General features: G+C 72.0%; 13 protein-coding genes and 1 pseudogene. 5 read left to right on the top strand and 9 right to left on the bottom strand.

The features are described 5' to 3' along the window. Positions 1-83: 83 nt before the first annotated feature. A pseudogene (locus WMF29_RS03720) lies at positions 84-296 on the bottom strand (LysR family transcriptional regulator); the annotation flags it as partial. A gap of 93 nt (positions 297-389) precedes the next feature. Here WMF29_RS03720 and WMF29_RS03715 point away from each other — a divergent pair. Then, the gene (locus tag WMF29_RS03715) at positions 390-1,250 is read left to right on the top strand and encodes an oxidoreductase (protein WP_437327510.1); all 861 of its coding nucleotides are present in this window, start codon (positions 390-392) and stop codon (positions 1,248-1,250) included. 111 nt (positions 1,251-1,361) lie between these two features. Here WMF29_RS03715 and WMF29_RS03710 read toward each other — a convergent pair whose 3' ends face one another. Both WMF29_RS03710 and WMF29_RS03705 read right to left on the bottom strand, forming a co-directional pair. Continuing rightward, positions 1,362-1,562: a hypothetical protein gene (locus WMF29_RS03710; protein WP_272097798.1), complete on the bottom strand. Its 201-nt coding sequence runs from the start codon at positions 1,560-1,562 to the stop codon at positions 1,362-1,364. A 42-nt stretch (positions 1,563-1,604) separates the two neighbouring features. After that, entirely contained in the window at positions 1,605-2,081 is a 477-nt protein-coding gene (locus tag WMF29_RS03705; protein ID WP_437327509.1) for a hypothetical protein, read from the bottom strand. A 202-nt stretch (positions 2,082-2,283) separates the two neighbouring features. Between WMF29_RS03705 and WMF29_RS03700 the strand changes: the two genes are divergently transcribed. Then, on the top strand, positions 2,284-3,720 hold the full coding sequence (locus WMF29_RS03700) for a sigma 54-interacting transcriptional regulator (RefSeq protein WP_437327508.1): 1,437 nt from the start codon (positions 2,284-2,286) through the stop codon (positions 3,718-3,720). A gap of 22 nt (positions 3,721-3,742) precedes the next feature. Here the strand turns inward: WMF29_RS03700 and WMF29_RS03695 are convergent, their stop codons facing one another. Further along, positions 3,743-4,141 carry a hypothetical protein gene (locus WMF29_RS03695; RefSeq protein WP_272097795.1) on the bottom strand — a complete coding sequence of 133 codons (399 nt, stop codon included), beginning with the start codon at positions 4,139-4,141 and terminating at the stop codon, positions 3,743-3,745. 516 nt (positions 4,142-4,657) lie between these two features. Here WMF29_RS03695 and WMF29_RS03690 point away from each other — a divergent pair. Both WMF29_RS03690 and WMF29_RS03685 read left to right on the top strand, forming a co-directional pair. Continuing rightward, on the top strand, positions 4,658-5,236 hold the full coding sequence (locus WMF29_RS03690) for a hypothetical protein (protein WP_272097794.1): 579 nt from the start codon (positions 4,658-4,660) through the stop codon (positions 5,234-5,236). A 116-nt stretch (positions 5,237-5,352) separates the two neighbouring features. After that, positions 5,353-6,009: a hypothetical protein gene (locus WMF29_RS03685; protein ID WP_437327507.1), complete on the top strand. Its 657-nt coding sequence runs from the start codon at positions 5,353-5,355 to the stop codon at positions 6,007-6,009. A gap of 93 nt (positions 6,010-6,102) precedes the next feature. Here WMF29_RS03685 and WMF29_RS03680 read toward each other — a convergent pair whose 3' ends face one another. Together WMF29_RS03680 and WMF29_RS03675 are read right to left on the bottom strand one after the other, a co-directional pair. Beyond that, the gene (locus WMF29_RS03680; protein ID WP_437327506.1) at positions 6,103-8,688 is read right to left on the bottom strand and encodes a bifunctional serine/threonine-protein kinase/formylglycine-generating enzyme family protein; all 2,586 of its coding nucleotides are present in this window, start codon (positions 8,686-8,688) and stop codon (positions 6,103-6,105) included. Positions 8,689-8,812: 124 nt separating this feature from the next. Then, positions 8,813-10,366 carry a hypothetical protein gene (locus tag WMF29_RS03675; RefSeq protein ID WP_437327505.1) on the bottom strand — a complete coding sequence of 518 codons (1,554 nt, stop codon included), beginning with the start codon at positions 10,364-10,366 and terminating at the stop codon, positions 8,813-8,815. Between the two features lie 548 nt (positions 10,367-10,914). On the opposite strand from WMF29_RS03675, the gene astD reads away from it, so the two are divergent. Further along, complete coding sequence (gene astD / locus WMF29_RS03670) at positions 10,915-12,384, top strand: succinylglutamate-semialdehyde dehydrogenase (RefSeq protein ID WP_437327504.1); 1,470 nt, start codon at positions 10,915-10,917, stop codon at positions 12,382-12,384. A gap of 264 nt (positions 12,385-12,648) precedes the next feature. Here astD and WMF29_RS03665 read toward each other — a convergent pair whose 3' ends face one another. The 3 genes from WMF29_RS03665 to WMF29_RS03655 all read right to left on the bottom strand — a co-directional run bounded on the left by WMF29_RS03665 (position 12,649) and on the right by WMF29_RS03655 (position 16,135). After that, positions 12,649-13,938 carry a cytochrome P450 gene (locus tag WMF29_RS03665; protein WP_437327503.1) on the bottom strand — a complete coding sequence of 430 codons (1,290 nt, stop codon included), beginning with the start codon at positions 13,936-13,938 and terminating at the stop codon, positions 12,649-12,651. A 170-nt stretch (positions 13,939-14,108) separates the two neighbouring features. Continuing rightward, positions 14,109-14,801 carry an ROK family protein gene (locus tag WMF29_RS03660; RefSeq protein ID WP_437327502.1) on the bottom strand — a complete coding sequence of 231 codons (693 nt, stop codon included), beginning with the start codon at positions 14,799-14,801 and terminating at the stop codon, positions 14,109-14,111. Positions 14,802-15,037: 236 nt separating this feature from the next. Then, complete coding sequence (locus WMF29_RS03655; RefSeq protein ID WP_437327501.1) at positions 15,038-16,135, bottom strand: pectin acetylesterase-family hydrolase; 1,098 nt, start codon at positions 16,133-16,135, stop codon at positions 15,038-15,040.

The following is a 16,135-nucleotide window of genomic DNA, read 5'->3' as shown; positions in this document are numbered from 1 at the left end:
CGGCTCGGGTAGTAAAGGAAGTACCCCGGGAAGGGCGGGCAGAAGCCCTCGAGGAGGCGCGCGAGGCGCTTGCCGTGGAACCGGAGCCGCTCGAGGAAGCGGGCGCCGGCCTCGGTCAGGCCCACGCTGCGCGTCGTGCGCTGGAGGAGCCGCACGCCGAGCCGCCGCTCGAGCCCCGTGATCGTCTGGCTCACCGCCGAGGGCGTCACGCGCAGCTCCGCCGCCGCCCGGGTGAAGCTGCGCTTCTCGGCCACGACGAGGAGCACCGACAGGCCCGCGAGGTCGTCCTGGATCATGAAGCGCAGCTTAACATCCCGTGCAGATTGACCCCGTTTTTCGGCGAAGCGCCGCGACGTAGGCTCCCCGTCGAAGGCAGAGGAGAGAGACCCATGAGCACTGCAAACGACGGTTCCAGGATCTGGTTCATCACCGGCGCGTCCTCCGGCTTCGGCCGCGCGATCGCCGAGGAGGCGCTCCGGCGTGGCGACTCGGTCGTGGCGGCGGCGCGCGGCGTCGACGCGCTCGCGGGCCTCGCGGCGGAGGCGCCGGGGCGCGTCGAGGTCGTGAAGCTGGACGTCACGAAGCCCGATGACATCCGCCGCGGCGTCGCGGCGGCGCTCGCGCGCTTCGGCCGGATCGACGTGCTCGTGAACAACGCGGGCTACAGCCTTGTCGGCGCGGTCGAGGAGACGAGCGAGGAGGAGCTCCGCGCCGCGATGGAGGCGATGTTCTTCGGCGCCGTGGCGCTCACCCGCGAGGTGCTTCCGCGCATGCGCGGCCGCAGGAGCGGCGCGATCGTCCAGATCACGAGCATGGGCGGCCTCACGACGGGGCCCGGCTTCGGCGCCTACTGCGCCGCGAAGCACGCGCTCGAGGGGCTCTCGGAGTGCATGGCCGCCGAGCTCGCGCCGCTCGGCGTCCGCGTCCTCATCGTCGAGCCGGGCGCGTTCCGCACGCGCCTCTTCGGGGGCGCCTTCCGGTCCATGCCGGCGCTCGACGCCTACGCGCCCACCGTCGGCGCGACGCGCGCGTACGCGGCCGGGTCCGACGGATCGCAGCCGGGCGATCCGGCGAAGGCGGCGCGCGCGATCGTCGATGCGCTCGGGCTCGACCCGCTGCCGCTCCGCCTGCCGCTCGGCGCCGACGCGGTGAGCGGCATCCGCGCGAAGCTCGCCCGCGTCGCGGCCGACGTCGACCGCACCGAGGCGATCGCGCTCGACACCGCGGCGAGCGGCGCGGAAACTTCCTAGAACCCCAATCACGTTGTTCAAGCGAGGAATGAGTCGCCAGGTCGCCATAAGACGCCATACGACCAAATACCCTGGCGTCTTATGGCGCCTTGGCGGTTCGATCGAGGCCACTTACAGCAATGGTAAGCTGAATATCACCGTCTCGGACGCAGGGACGTCGATCCAGTTCTCGGTGACCATCGAGGCGGCCACGGGTGAAGGTGGCGGGCCCACGCCGGCGATCTTCAGCGTCGGCGCGTCGGCGCCGGCCGGCGTGGCGACGATCGATGATGGCAGCGTCGGTGGCAGGACGAGGACATTCCCACGCTGCATCGAGGCCGCCTCAGGCTTGTCCCCCGCCTCGGGGCCGGCGCGTCACTTCGCGTTGGCCGCGCCAGCGCGCCTCAGCACCTCGGCGCGCTCGGCGTCGGTCGGCTCGCGCTGGCAGTCCTTCCCGGCGCTCTGCAGGACATCGAGCTGGCGGACGAGATCCTGGGGATCCACGCTCAGGCACCCTTCCTCGAACTCGGAGCACTCGGCGACCGAGAGCGCCGTCCCCGCGACATAGCGGCAATCGGGATCCCCGGGCGGATACCTCAGGAAGGTGGAGGCATTCGTGAGGAGACACGCCTCGTCGGAGGGTGTGTTCGCCTTCTTGCAGCGCGCGGCGGCGAGGCGCGCCATCCGGTCCAGCTCGGCCGCCGGATACATGGGGATCCGGGGGCGGGCGGGCTCGGCGCTCGCGGCGCCGACGGCCCGCGGGCCCGCGGCTGGCTGCGGCGCTCCGGAGCACGCGCTCGCGAGGAGCGCGCACGCGGAGGCGAGGACGAGCAAGGACCCCCCAGGCCTCATGGAGCGACAAGTACCATACCCGCTCCATCGCCCGCAACGCAGCGAGGTTCCTCCGGCGCTCGCCGTCCCGCCGCGCGCGCTCCCGCCCGCCGTGCGCGGAGACCACGACGGCACGCCAGCCGGCGCGCGCGTGGCTCGAGACGTGAGCAGACGGGGGCGGCGCGGCGAGGTAGAACCAGGCGCAGTGAACAGGGAGAGAACCGTGGCCACCGCGAAGCCCACCCGGAACGATGTGCAGGGCGCCCTGGAGCTCGCGGTGTTCGCCGGGGGCCGCGTGACGCGGCACCCGCTGCCGGCCGAGGGCCGGGTGTCGCTCGGCCGGTCGCCGGAGAACGACGTCGCGATCGACGACAGCTCCGTCTCGCGCCGGCACGCGATCATCCACCTCGGCCCGCCCATCGCGATCGAGGACCTCGGGAGCGCGAACGGGACCCGCCTGCGCCGCGAGCGCAGCGCCGGGCCGACGACCAAGCTCCTCGAGCTCCAGCCCGAGCAGGGCAAGACGATGGAGCTCTCGGTCGGGGACGCGGTGAACCTCGGCTCGACGCTGATCGTGATCCTGCCGCGCGAGGGCGCCCCGAGCGCGGCGCCGGGCCAGGGCCAGCCCATCGTGCTCGACCCGGCCATGGAGCGGCTCTACGCGCTGGCCGAGCGCGTGGCCGGCGCGCCGATCACGGTGCTCTTGCTCGGCGAGACGGGCGCCGGCAAGGAGGTGCTGGCCGAGCACATCCACCGGCGCTCGCCGCGCGCGCAGGGGCCCTTCGTGCGGCTCAACTGCGCGGCGCTCTCGGAGTCGCTCCTCGAGAGCGAGCTGTTCGGCCACGAGCGGGGCGCGTTCACGAGCGCGGTCCAGGCGAAGCCGGGCCTCCTGGAGACGGCCGAGAAGGGCACGGTGCTGCTCGACGAGGTGGGCGAGCTGCCGCCCAGCATCCAGGTGAAGCTCCTGCGCGTGCTCGAGGAGCGCAAGGTGATGCGCGTCGGGGGGCTGAGCCCGCGGCCCATCGACGTGCGCTTCATCTCGGCCACGAACCGCGACCTGGCCGCCGAGGTGAAGCGGGGCGCTTTCCGGGAGGATCTGTTCTTCCGGCTGAACGGCATCGCGCTGACGATCCCGCCGCTCCGGGCGCGCATCTCCGAGATCGCGCCGCTCGCTCGTTCGCTCGCCGATCGGACCGCGAGCGCGCTCGGGCGCCCGGCGCCGGCGTTCGCCCGCGAGACGCTCGCCGCGCTGGAGGCGCACGGCTGGCCCGGCAACATCCGCGAGCTGCGCAACGTCATCGAGCGCGCGGTCGTGCTCTCCGGCGGGGACACGCTGCTCCCGGAGCACCTCCTGCTCGACGCGGCCGCCGCGCTGACGCCCGTCGAGGCGCGCCCCGCGCCGGCGCCTGCCGAGCCGCGCCCCGCGCCGGCGCCCGAGGCCGCCGCGCCGGCCGGCACGGTCCCTCCGGCCGAGGGCGCGGGCGGCCTGCGGGGCGAGCTCGACGCCATCGAGCGGCGGCGGATCGTCGACGCGCTGGAGCAGTGCGCGGGGAACCAGACGCAGGCCGCGGCGCTCCTGGGCATGCCCCGCCGCACCTTCGTGGCCCGGCTGAGCGCCTACGGCATCCCGCGGCCACGCAAGGGCAAGGCCACGCGCTGACGCGCGCCGGGGACGCAGGGCCTCACTTCGCGCCGAGGAGCTTCAGCAGCTCTGCCCGCTCGGAGTCGGTCGGCTCGCGATTGCAGTCCTTGCCGGCGGTCTGCAGGGCCGCGATCTGGTGGTCGAGATCCTTGGCGTCCACGCTCTGGCAGCCCTCCTCGAAATCGGAGCACTCGGCGACGGACAGCGCGGTCCCCGACACGTAACGGCAATCCGGATCCTCGGGCCGGTATTTGAGGAATGGTGTGGCCTCGGTGAGGAGACACCCCGAGTCCGAGGGCGCATTCGCCTTCTTGCAACGCGCGGACGCGACGCGGGCCACCCTGCGCAGCTCTTCTACCGGATAGCGGCGGCTCCGGGGACCGGCAGGGCCCGCCGCTGCGGCGTCGTCGGCCGGGGCCGCCGGCTGAGCGACGGCCACCCCCGGGGCAGCACCCCCCACGCTCTGCGGCGTCGAGGGCGAGGGCGGCGAAGAGGAGGCGCACCCACAGGCGAGAAGCGCGGTAACTGTGATGAGATGAATTCCCCCAACCTTCATGGGCCACACATATCACACCTTGCCTCTCCCCTTCAATGCAGAGTGCACCCTCCGAGCGCCGATCCCAGGTATCGAGCATGAATGAATATTTACAGCAACAGCACCCCGGCCAGAATTCCAGCAACAGCGCACCTTCGGAAGAGGAGGTGAGGTCCACGCCCGGGAAGGCCGTCGAGGATGGGCCGCGCGGCGCTCGCGCAAGCGCCGCTCGCGCAGGTCTTGCTCAAGTCGAGCGAGGGTGACTCGACCTGCCGCGCCGGGACGCGACAGCGCCACGGATCCGGCCTGATTCCTCGTTTCCTCGCGGTGGCACGACGCCTGCTGAAAGGCAAAGCGCCGCGCGCTGCACCGCTATCTCGGCAGGAGAGCGCGCAGGCACACCTCGAAGGGAGCTCTATCATGATGCGTGCATTGTTTGCTTCGTTGTCCTTCTCGTTGCTCGCTGGTTGCGCCGTGACGCCCGCTGGAGAGTCGGCCGCAGAGGATCTCGTCCAGGAGGACGTGGACATCGACGCTGCGGAGGGAGAGGTGGACGGCGCCGCGCTCGCCCTCTCCTCGGCGGTGACGTTTCAGGCAGAGACGCCGTTCTACATCCCGCCGCGCGTCGGCGGCGATGCCGACTTCGGCGGGCACGGGCCGCGCACCTCTCTGGAAGTGGAGCTCCACGTCTTCAATGGCAATGAGGTCTGGGCGTCCGTCCATATCGACGCCATCGAGACGAAGAGCGACTGGACGCGCGCCGAGGGGACCGGCTGGTTCCACCTCTACACCGCGCCCCGGGAGATCACCGGCATCCTCAGCCCGACGTACTTCGAGCACGAGTACCTCGACACGAACCACAGCCACGACCTCTTCTCGTTCTCGACCGGCAACCTTGTCTCGCTGCTCGACTATGTCGGCGACACGAAGGGCAACGAGGCGGGGACCAGGACCGGCGTCCAGGTCTTCTTCCAGCCCATCACCGTGGGTCTCCTGTGAACCCCCGGCGCGAGCGCACGCCCGGCGAGGTCCGCCCCGCCGGATGTCGCGCTCGCGCCGGACGAGTCGGCCAACGTTCCGGGGTTCCACACACGAGACGAGGAGTTCATCGAGCCATGAGCACTGAATCGAGCACGGGCGAGCTGGGTGTCACGCGGGGAGACCTCCTGCCCAAGGGGTCGGATCAGCCGAACCAAGCGCAGATCCCCATCGACTCGAAGCTCCGCTTCATCGAGACGAGCACCGGGACCCCGCTCCTCCATGTGGCCGTGACGGGCTTGACCCCCCCCGGCGGGTACATCGCGAAGACCGAGTACTGGTCGAGGCTCGCCCCCGTCAAGTCGCGGGCGCTCACCCTGGTCTCGTTCGGGTTCACGAACCGCCCGGGAACGCCGGACTACCCCAAGGAGTTCCGGGACTGGCTCGTCGGGGGCAGCGTCCTCTCGACGGGCCAGGAGGCGTCCGGTCAGCAGTGGACTCAGGGCATCTACCAGCCGACCTCTCCGGCCAGCGCGCTCTACTGGGCCGTCGATCCAGACGGGCCGATCGGGCGCCGGATCGGCCTCCTCGTGGAGCTCGACAGCGCCGGCGAGCTGCGCAACGCGATCTGGTACAAGATGGAGCGGCCCCAGAACGGCCTCATCTTCCAGAAGACCCCGAGCAAGGTGAGCTTCGCGCAGCTGTTCGTGGGGGATACGCCGTCGATCGATCCGCGCGACATCGACCCTCAGAGCGCCTGGTACTACTACCATGGCGTGATGAGGCCCGCGTGAGCCGCCCGCGCGCTTGACGCCTCGACCGGCGGCGCCGCCTTGCGCGCGCCCGGGCAGGCCGCCAGCGCACGGCGGCGCGGCGCTGCGAGCCGCTCACCCCGGCGCCGGGCGCGCGAGCCGGAACCCGATCCCCCCGAAGCGATCCCCGGGCTTGCCCGCGAAGCGCCCCGCCGCGCGGCAGAGGTTCGGCGACGTCGACCACGCGCCGCCCCGCGCCGCGCGGAAATCCGCGTCGCCGTCGTCGGCCGGATCGAGCAGCACGATCCCCGCTTCGGTCCGCGCCCCCTCGCGCTTCCACGCGTTGATGCACCAGTCGCGCACGTTGCCCGCCGCGCCGCGCAGGCCATAAGGGCTCTCGTCCTGCGGGAAGTCGTCGACGGGCCGCCGGCCGGCGACGCCCTCGTGGCTGCCCAGCATGCAACCCCAGGTCGGCTCCAGGAAATCACCCCAGGGCATGCACCGGCCGTCGACGCCCCGCGCCGCCTTCTCCCATTCGAGCTCGTTCAGGAGGCGCCACGGCGCGCCGGTCCCGGCGGCGTACCACGCCGCATAACGCATCGCCGCCCGCCAGTGGACGAACGCGACAGGCATCCTCGGCTCCTCCTGGACGTCGGTCTGGATGCACCCGAGCCGGAAGCGGCCGTCGTCTCCCCGCTCGAACCGGAGCGAGTCCGGGCTCGATCCCGAGGAGGCGCGGCCGAGCGGGAGGCGCGGGCAGCACTCGAGGGCCTCGGCGTCCCGCCCGCTCGCGACGAGCGCGTTGAGGAAGGTGAGGTACTCGGCGTTGGTGACCGGGTGCCTCCGGACGATGAAGCCGTCGCACCAGAGCCGCGTCCGCGGGAGGCTGTCCCCCGCGTCCGGATCGCCGCCGGCGAGGAACCAGCCGGCGGGCACGTAGAGGTCGTCCTCGCCGAGCTCGCCGAGGCGAAGGAGGCGGACCGGGTGGGCCCCTTCCCCGCCTGGCCGGACGCCGTCCCAGCGCCGCCCGCGCTCGATGAGCACGGGATAACACGCCTCGTGGTACCCCGGCGCGCGCACCTTGAGGAGGTAGCTGCCGCGCGGGAGCGCCACGTCGAGCAGGGGCGTTGGGCCGAGCTCGCGCGCGAGCTCGGGCACGAGCCTGCGGTCGCGCTCGACGTAGCGGTGGAGGGAGACCTGCGCCCCCTCGGGCGCGGTCGCCAGCGTGAGCGCCCCGTCGCCGGCGAGCAGCACCGCATGGCGCCCGCGGTCGTGCTGCCGGAGGAGCGCCTCGGCGCGCGCCGCGCCCCGCGGATCCCGCGCCTCCTCGGCCTCGAGGAGCTCCTCGGCGTAGTGGTCGGCCAGCGCCTCGTGCGCCTCGCGGAGGTCCGGCGCCTCGTTCAGCGCCGAGCGGAGGATCTGCATCCACTCGACCTGGCCGAGCGACGCCTCCCGCTCCAGGCGCTCCGCCTCGTCCTCGAGCCGCCACCCGCGCGCCTTCTGCTCGGCCGGATCGAACGAGCTCAGGCCGTCGAGGATCGCCCGCGCCTCGTCGCGCAGCGCGCGAGCGCGCGCCCGGGTCGCCTCGATCTCCGGCCGGATCGCGCGGGCATGGTCCACGATCGCGAGCGCGCGCTCGCGCCGCCGCGCGCCGTCGAGCCAGCTCCGGAGGTCGGCGGCGAGCGCGCCCGCGTCCGGGTAGCGAGCCTCCGGGGCGAGCGCCATCGCGCGGGCGCAGAGGGCCGCGAGCTCCGCGGGCACCTCGTGGGGGGCGCTCGCCTCGACCGGCCTGAGCCCGCCGGTGAGGAGCGCGCCCCAGACCGCCGCGGGCTGGCCGCCGTAAGGGTGGCGCCCGGCGAGGATCTCGTAGAGCACGACGCCGAGCGCGTAGACGTCGCTCGCCGCGCCGAGGCGATCGCCCTCGCCTCGCGCCTGCTCCGGCGCCATGTAGAGCAGCGTGCCCAGCACCTCGCCGGGCTGCGTGAGCGGGGCCGCCTCGATCACGTCCGCCGCGCCCGCGGCGCCGGGCGACCCGCGCAGCGGCGCGGCGGGCCGCGCGAGGCCCCAGTCCATCACCAGGACCTCGCCGAACTCGCCGATCATCACGTTGGCGGGCTTGAGGTCGCGGTGCATCACGCCGCGGCTGTGCGCGTACGCCACGGCCTCGCAGACGCGGAGGAACGTGTCGACAGCCCGCCGCAGCGCGACGGGCGAGAGGCTCCCGCCGCCGGCCGCGTACGCCTCCGCGATCACCTCGCCGAACGTGCGCCCGCGGACCTCCTTCATCGTGAACCACAGCCGCCCGTCGGCGAGCTCGCCGCACTCGTGCACCGGCACGATCCCCGGGTGCTGGAGCGCCGCGGTCAGGCGCGCCTCGGCGAGGAAGCGGGCGCGATCGGGCGTCGCGTCGCGCGTCTCGGGCGACTGGATCTTCATCGCGAGGACGCGCCCCAGGATGCGATCGCGCACGCGGCGCACCTCGCCCATGCCCCCGCGCCCGATGCAGCCGAGATCCTCGTAGCGCTCCTCCGCGGACAGGCGCTCCGGGGCCGTGACGGAGATCGGCGGCAGCTCGGGCGCCGCGGCGCCCGGGGTCTCGCGCAGCCTGAACGTGACGTCCGACGCGGCGCCGGCCGGCGGCGCGCTGCCCGACTCGGTCGAGGCGGGCGCGCTGCCTGCGGGCTGCGTCAGCGCCATCCGCTCGCGCTCGCTGAGGCTCATGCGTCGTCCACTCCGCGGATCGCGCCGGGGAGCTCCCCAGGGCCGAGGTCCGCGCCGACTCTATCGTCCGGGCGCGCTGGGCTCAACCCGACAGGCGCTGTACGACCCGATGAGCGCCGGCAGCCTAGCCGCGCAGCGCGGCCGTCGCCTGGGGCCGTAGCGCGGGGCGCGGACGCAGCGCCGGGCGCGGGCGCTTGGCCACCTCGGCCTTCCTGGGCACGGACGGCCTCGCGTCGGCTCTCCAGGGCTGGAACCGCTCGTCCTTCCACATCACGAGGCCGCCCGAGAGGGGCGCCTCGGGACCCGCGTCGTCCTCGGAACGCAGCCAGACGAGGGGGCGCGCCTCGAAGACGGGCTTCGTGCACGCGATGTCCTCGAACGCCGCGGACCAGGAGCCGGTGTTCCCGAAGAACACCCCGGCTTCCCAGTTCCCCTCCGGGTTGTGGGTGTGCCCGAAGATCACGGCCTTGGCGCCGTGCGCCCTGGCCACGGACCGCGCCGCCTGGTTCACGCCCTGCCAGACCGCGTCGAGCGTGGGCTTCGGCACGGCGCACTCGTACGCGACGAGGAGCGTCGGCGCGAGCAACGCCGCCGCCGCCGCGAGCCCCCCCGGCATCCAGCACAGGCACGCGAGCGCCGCGAGGATCCCGATCGCCGCGAGCCCGAGGCGATCCAGCCAGAGCTCGCGCGCCACGCGGCCGAGGCAGTCCTCGGCCGGCCGCGCGAACAGCCGCGCGTGCTTGACGACCGCCGGGAAAGGCGCGCCCGTCTCGCGGGCGGCCGCGGCGAGGTCCGCGCGCCGGAGCGCCCGGCGGCTCGGGTCGCGCCGGCGCACGAGCTCGATCATCGTGCGCAGCGCGCCCACGCCGAAGGCAAACACGAGGGAGCGGCCAGAGAACAGGTAGTACCGCGTCCAGTGAGAGAGATAGCCGAAGCCGGAGAGCATGAACGACGAGTCGACGTGCGGGTTGAAGTACCCCATGCGCGACACGAGCAGGCGGCTCACGAGCGAGCCCATCGTCGGCTGGATCTCCCCCGGCTTCCGGCCGAACGGCGCCATCGGGTAGCGATAACAGCAGTAGGAGTCGTACTGATTGCCGTGCTCGACGATGACGCCGTCGTGCGTGCGGTGGAACCAGGCGCGGAAGGCCACCCGCGCCGCGAGCGCCGCGCGGAGCTCCTCGGTCGAGCCCGCCGGAGGGCCACCGTCCCGAGCGGCGAGCTCGTGCATGGCCGCATCCACGATGCTCCGCTGCACCGCCTCGCGCACCTCGGGCAGCGTCAGCTGGATATCGTGGTTGCCCGCCACGAAGACCGCGGTATGCCCGTCCGCGACGATCCGGCCGACGGCCGCGACGAACACCGGGTGATCGCGGAGGATGGCCTCCATCGCCGGCACGGCGTGCTCGGCGGTGCGCGGCAGGTCGTGGACAACGCTCTCGTTTCCGATCACCCGAGGCGCATCCAGGTCGAAGATGTCGCCGTTCAGGACCAGCGTGAGCTCGTCGCGCTCCGCGCCGGGCCCCCCGGAGCCGCCCGCCCCCTTCCGGACCTCTCCCCGGAGCGCGTCGAGCATCGCCGCGATCTCCCCGTCCGGGGAGTACGGCGCCTGCCGATAGCGCATCCAGAGGCCGTCGGTCGGCTCGAGCTCACATAGATGGATGTCTGAGATAGCCACCGTGTGATGCATCGGCGGGAAAACTGACATGAGCACGCCTCCACGCCAGCCACAGGACCGTCAAGACTTGGTGTCACCGGGCGTGGAGAGCGCCCTGCTGCAGTGCGCCCGGAGCGTGATCCAAAGCGCAAACACGGTCAGCACACCTGTTCGCCACGGGGCATTCCCGTGAATGTCGCGCGCCCGCCACAGGCGAACTCGGGACGATGGAGCACGAAGAGCATTGAGACCTAGGCTCCTGGATTCTCACCAGGAGAGCACTCGACCGAGCAGAACCCCTCGGGTTGGGGCTCAGTGGCACCGGGACACATGATGTTGTGGTCGCCCCCTGACGCGGTGAAGCCCTGGCGAGGTCGGCGAGCGGCCCCATCGTTCACAGGGCGGTCGCCGGCGCGATGTTCCGTCCGGGGGCGTGCGAGCCCTGGGGACGCCGGCCTCTGGTACGATGCGCACTGGCGGAGCGAGGTGGACGCAAACCATACTGGCTGGACGGACCGCTGAGCCCGTGTGGTGTTCCGCGGGGGGAGCTCCGCGACAGAGAGGTGACCATGTCGACCCATTTCATCGACGGCAGCTGGGTGACCGGCGCGGGCGAGCCGTTCGCGAGCCGGAACCCCGTGACGCAGGCGATCGTCTTCGAGGGGCGCGCGGCGAGCGAGGAGCAGGTCGACGCGGCCGTGGCGGCGGCGCGCGGCGCGTTCGCTGCGTGGCGCGATCGCGGCCTGGAGGAGCGGGCGGCGCTGGTGAAGCGGTTCGCGGGCCTCCTGGGCGAGCACAAGGCCCGGCTCGCGGACGTGATCGGGCTGGAGACGGGCAAGCCGCGGTGGGAGGCGCTCACCGAGGTCCAGACGATGATCGGCAAGATCGACGTGTCGCTGATGGCCTGGCGCGAGCGGACGGGCGAGCGTCACGCCGAGGCGGGCGACGCGACGGCCGTGGTGCGGCACCGGCCGCACGGCGTGGTCGCTGTGCTCGGGCCCTACAACTTCCCGGGGCACCTGCCGAACGGCCACATCGTCCCGGCCCTGATCGCGGGCAATTGCGTGGTGTTCAAGCCCTCGGAGCTCACGCCGAGGGTCGCGGAGGAGACCGCGCGGCTCTGGCAGGAGGCGGGCGTCCCGGCCGGGGTGCTCAACCTGGTCCAGGGGGGGAGGCGCACCGGCGTCGCGCTCGCCGGTCACCCGGGCATCGACGGCCTCTTCTTCACGGGCAGCTCCGGCACGGGCAACGCGCTGCACCGGCAGCTGGCGGGTCAACCGGAGAAGATCCTCGCTTTGGAGATGGGCGGCAACAACCCGCTCATCGTCCAGGAGGTCGCGAATACCGAGGCGGCGATACACCATATCCTCCAGTCATCCTTCATCTCGGCGGGCCAGCGGTGTACGTGCGCGCGGCGCCTGCTCGTGCCGGCGACGCCGGAGGGCGACGCGCTGCTGGCGAGGCTGGTCGACGCGGCGTCCCGGCTCAAGGTGGGCAGGTACGACGACGCGGAGCAGCCCTTCATGGGCGCGGTGATCTCGCTCGCGGCGGCGGATCAGCTGCTCGCGGCGCAGGCGCGGCTGGTCTCGCTCGGCGGCGAGGTGCTGCTGGAGATGCGCCGGCTCGAGGAGGGAACCGCGCTGCTCTCGCCCGGCATCCTCGATGTGTCGGCGATCAAGGAGCTCCCGGACGAGGAGCATTTCGGGCCGCTCGTGCAGGTGCAGCGCTACGAGAGCTTCGATGAGGCGCTCTCGCTGGCCAACCGCACACGTTATGGGCTCGCGGCCGGGCTGATCTCGGATCGCAGGGAGCTTTATGAGCGGTTCTGGCGGGAATCGCGGGCGGGGATCGTCAACTGGAACAAACCGCTGACGGGGGCGTCGAGCGCCGCGCCGTTCGGCGGGGTCGGGAGCAGCGGGAACCACCGGCCGAGCGCGTATTACGCGGCGGACTACTGCGCGTATCCGGTCGCGGGGCTGGAGGCGGCGAAGGTGGCGCTGCCTGGGCAGCTGGCGCCGGGGATGCGGCTCAACAGCTAGAACCAGGGCGCGACGGCCGCCGGGGAGAGGGGAGGGGGCGCGCGGGGGCGAGGGGGGCCCTTCCCGCGGACTCGCGCCTTGTGGTGGCTATGGCCGGCTGTACGGGAGAGGGAGATCTGGGGGGACTGGCTGCGGAGCGGGCCGGCGCTCGGATCCGCGGGGCCCTTCCCCCTCGCCCCCGCGCGCCCCCTCCCCTCTCCCCGGCGGCTCCAGGGTGGAACGGGCGGGGTGGAGGATGGTCTGGAGAAGCGGCGATGGGTTGGGTCAGGAAGCGGAGTTTTGCGGGCCTAGCTCTATCGGGATGGCGGTGAGGCCGCGCATGCCGGGGTTCATGCGCCAGGTCAGCGGCCCAGGAGAGAGCTCGGCGTCGGGGAAACGGCGCAGGAACGTGGAGATGGCAGCTTGGGCCTCTACCCGGGCCAGCGCGGAGCCGGCGCAGTAATGGACGCCCAGGCCGAGCGAGATGTGACGGATGTCCGTGCGGCGGAAGTCGAGTTTGTCGGGGTCGGGGAACTGCGCGGGATCGCGGTTCGCCGCGCCGAGCACGAGGAAGGCGCGATCACCCTTCGGGATGCGCACGCCGTCGAGCTCGATGTCGTCGAGCGCGACGCGGCTCATCCACTGCACCGGAGAGTCGTATCGGAGCAGCTCCTCCACCGCCGGGCCGATCAGCGACGGGGTGCCGCGCAATGCTTCGCGCTCGGAACGGTGGAGAAGCAGCGCGAGCAGGCCATTGCCGATGAGGTTCTTCGTCGTCTCGTGGCCGCCGAAGAGCAACATGCAGCACGTGGAGAGGAGCTCCTGCTCGCCGAGGATCGTGCCCTGCTCCTCCGCGAGGATGAGCTGGCTGAGCAGGTCGTTGCCAGGGCTCTGCCGCCGGGCCGCGATCACGCCGCGGAAATAGTCCTCCAGCTCGGCCACGGCGCTCAGCGCGCCCCCCGCGATCTCCAGCGTCGGCCGGCCCGCGCCGAGGAAGCCGCTGAGCGCGTTGGACCAGCCCTTCAGCCGGTGCCGGTCCTCGACGGGTACACCGAGCACCTCGCCGATCACGAGCAGCGGCAAGAGGTCGCCGAGATCGCGGAGGACGTCCATCCGGCCCGTCGGGGCGACCGCATCGAGCAGCTCGTTGACCAGCGTCTCCACCCGGGAGCGCAACCCCTCGACGAGCCGCGGCACGAACGCCTTGTTGATCAGCGAGCGGATGCGCGTGTGCTCCGGCGGATCGAGCAGCAAGGCCCACGACGCCAGGTTGCGGCGCAACGGCTCCAGCCGCTGCCTCACCTCGTCAGGCAGCTTCGTCACGAAGGCGCTGGAGCGCTTCGCCGATAGGCGCGGGTCACGGAAGCCCGCCGCAACCTGGTCGTAGCGGGTGATGAGCCAGCCGTTGTAAGCCGCGCTGAAGTACACGGGCGCTTCCTGGCGCAACCTGGCGTACACGGGGTACGGGTTCGCGAGGGTCTCCGGCGACTGGAGGCGAAAAGGGTCGAGATCAGCGTCCGCCGCTGGATTGGCCGCGGGCGGTGCGTCGGGCTTCGGTGCGTCGGGCGAGTTCATCGGGCCAGGGTACGACGGTCACGCCCGCTTGGGAACCGGCGCGGCCCACCCAGCGCGGGCCCGCCCCGGACCGGCGCGTTGTCTCAGGCGTGAAGGCGGCCAGACGAGGAAACCGCGCTGGCGAGGAGGCCAGCCTCCCCGCCAGCGCACGAGCGCGCCGCCGCCCTGGGCTAGGCCCAGAGCTTGATTCCGCCGAGCAGGCCAGCGACGTTGTCCACAACGACGACGTTCTCGGGCAACCGCGAGGCGTCGAGCAGGCGCGCGTTGCCGCCGCCGAGGTAGAGCTTGCGGTAATTGAAGATCGGCTCGACCTGCGCGATCATCTTGCGCACCCGCTTGTTCCAGCGCTTCGGGCCGATGCGCTTGCACTCGGCGTCGAACACGCGGTCCTCGTACTTCAGGTCCCTCTTTCCGTACGGATGGTGCCCGAGCTCGAGGTTCGGCACGTAGCGGCCGTCGATGTACAGGGCACAGCCGAGCCCCGTACCGAAGGTGAGCACCATCTCGAGCCCCCTGCCCTCGATGACGGCGAGCCCCTGGATGCCCGCGTCGTTGGCGACGCGGGCAGGCTTGCCGAGGCGGCGCTCGACGGCCTCGCCGAGCGGGTAGCCCTTCCACTTCTCGTTGTCGAGGTGCGGCGCCGTCTTGGTCACGTTCTCCATCACGACGCCGGGGAAGCCGATCGAGACGCGATCGAACTCCCCTTGCGCGCGGGCGAGCTCATCGATGAGATCGAGGATGGGGTCGGGCGAGGCCGGCTGGGGCGTCGGCACCCGCACACGATCCGTCATCGGATTCCCCTGCTCGTCGAGGATGATGGCCTTGATCCCCGTTCCGCCGATATCGATACAAAGCGTGCGCATGAATCCCTCTGTCTCCCCCCGGAGCTCTTCCTCCGGGGCCGCCGCGGATGCGCCCACGCGCCCGCGTTCGCGGCGGACATAATCTTGAGCTCTGGCTGCGCGTCAACTGCCGCCGCAACCGAACGCGTCCGCTCGGGCCACGACGCTTCCCGGGCCCACCCCCGCCAGCGCCCGCCAGCGCGCTGGCCGCGCCCGTCGGTTCCTCGGCCACCGCGCCGCCCGCCCCCGGGCGACGCTCAAGGCGAGCCGCAAGCGTCGCAGGCGACGCTCGGCGGCTGCGCGCCGTTCGCGAGCCCGTCGAGCCATCGCACGAGGCGCGTCCCGCGCGACTCGAGGGTGTAAAATTCTGGCCGCCAGAGGATGCAGTGCGCGGTGCCGGCGGCAAGGAACGACCTGAAGTTCGGCGTCGATGCCTCGATTTCGGCGATCTCTGCCCTCATGGCGTCTGACCACTCCTGGGCGTCGCCGCCGCCCATCGCGCTGAAGAAGAACGCCTGTTCCTCATCATAGGCGGTGTTGTACTGCGACAGGCGCATGTCGGGGTAATACGCGCCGATCTTCTCGTAGAGCACCGACAGCCGCGAGAGCTCGGCCGGGTCGAGGCCTGGTATCCACGTGGGATAAGCGCCCTCGGGCTTCCAGGAAGGAAGGCTGTCCCTGAAGAACGTCTCGGTGATGATCCCTGCCCCGCTGTCGGCGAACTCGATGACCGACGCGCTCTTGTAGTGCTCCCGCAGGTGCGCGGACCAGAGGATGGCTCCATACGCGCCCGCGCTGCAGCCCGTCACGAAGATCGTCTCTGGCGCAGGGACGTTCTCGTAGATCCAGCCGAGCACCGCGCGGACGTTGACGGCGCCCTTGTGCTGGATGGTGACGGCCTGGCTCCCCTCCCCATACGTGGCCACGTTGTCGCCCCAGTGGACGTCCCCGGTGCAATAGGGGATGTACACATGGTGCCAGTCCTTGAAGGGGTTGTCCGGGTTCTCATGATCGTAGATCCCGGTCGCCAGGGCGTCGTCGCCGACCGTCTCCTGGAAGAGCGATCCCGCGGCCGAGCAGGTGGTCGCGTTCCAGCACGCGCCGCCGCCGCGGAACTCGACGATGAGGCGATTGACGGTGCCCGGACGGACGAAGTACTTGAAAGGATCACCGCGCGAGCACGTCGTCTCGCCGCCCGGCTCGATGGAGTTCCAGCCGGACGGCAGGCTCAGGATCCCGTCCCGCGGCTCGCTGCTCGGGTCGTCGTGCTCGGCGGACGTGCCGTCACAGCCAAGGACGGCAAGCGAGCAGAGCAGGAATTGAACCGGCTGGGGCGGAACGATCTTGAATCGCAT

This window comes from Sorangium sp. So ce381 (assembly GCF_051473845.1).
GTDB lineage: Bacteria > Myxococcota_A > Polyangia > Polyangiales > Polyangiaceae > Sorangium > Sorangium atrum.
The sequence above is the reverse complement of the archived record's forward strand: the minus strand, read 5'-3'. Positions and strand labels throughout refer to the sequence as shown.

What these genes read in the sequence shown, in the direction of transcription:
- WMF29_RS03660 (WP_437327502.1), bottom strand. Translation starts at nt 14,801, where the DNA reads ATGCGCACGCTTTGTATCGATATCGGCGGAACGGGGATCAAGGCCATC.
- WMF29_RS03715 (WP_437327510.1), top strand. Translation starts at nt 390, where the DNA reads ATGAGCACTGCAAACGACGGTTCCAGGATCTGGTTCATCACCGGCGCG.
- WMF29_RS03690 (WP_272097794.1), top strand. Translation starts at nt 4,658, where the DNA reads ATGATGCGTGCATTGTTTGCTTCGTTGTCCTTCTCGTTGCTCGCTGGT.
- WMF29_RS03665 (WP_437327503.1), bottom strand. Translation starts at nt 13,938, where the DNA reads ATGAACTCGCCCGACGCACCGAAGCCCGACGCACCGCCCGCGGCCAAT.
- WMF29_RS03655 (WP_437327501.1), bottom strand. Translation starts at nt 16,135, where the DNA reads ATGCGATTCAAGATCGTTCCGCCCCAGCCGGTTCAATTCCTGCTCTGC.
- WMF29_RS03685 (WP_437327507.1), top strand. Translation starts at nt 5,353, where the DNA reads ATGAGCACTGAATCGAGCACGGGCGAGCTGGGTGTCACGCGGGGAGAC.
- astD (WP_437327504.1), top strand. Translation starts at nt 10,915, where the DNA reads ATGTCGACCCATTTCATCGACGGCAGCTGGGTGACCGGCGCGGGCGAG.
- WMF29_RS03680 (WP_437327506.1), bottom strand. Translation starts at nt 8,688, where the DNA reads ATGAGCCTCAGCGAGCGCGAGCGGATGGCGCTGACGCAGCCCGCAGGC.
- WMF29_RS03710 (WP_272097798.1), bottom strand. Translation starts at nt 1,562, where the DNA reads ATGCAGCGTGGGAATGTCCTCGTCCTGCCACCGACGCTGCCATCATCG.
- WMF29_RS03705 (WP_437327509.1), bottom strand. Translation starts at nt 2,081, where the DNA reads ATGAGGCCTGGGGGGTCCTTGCTCGTCCTCGCCTCCGCGTGCGCGCTC.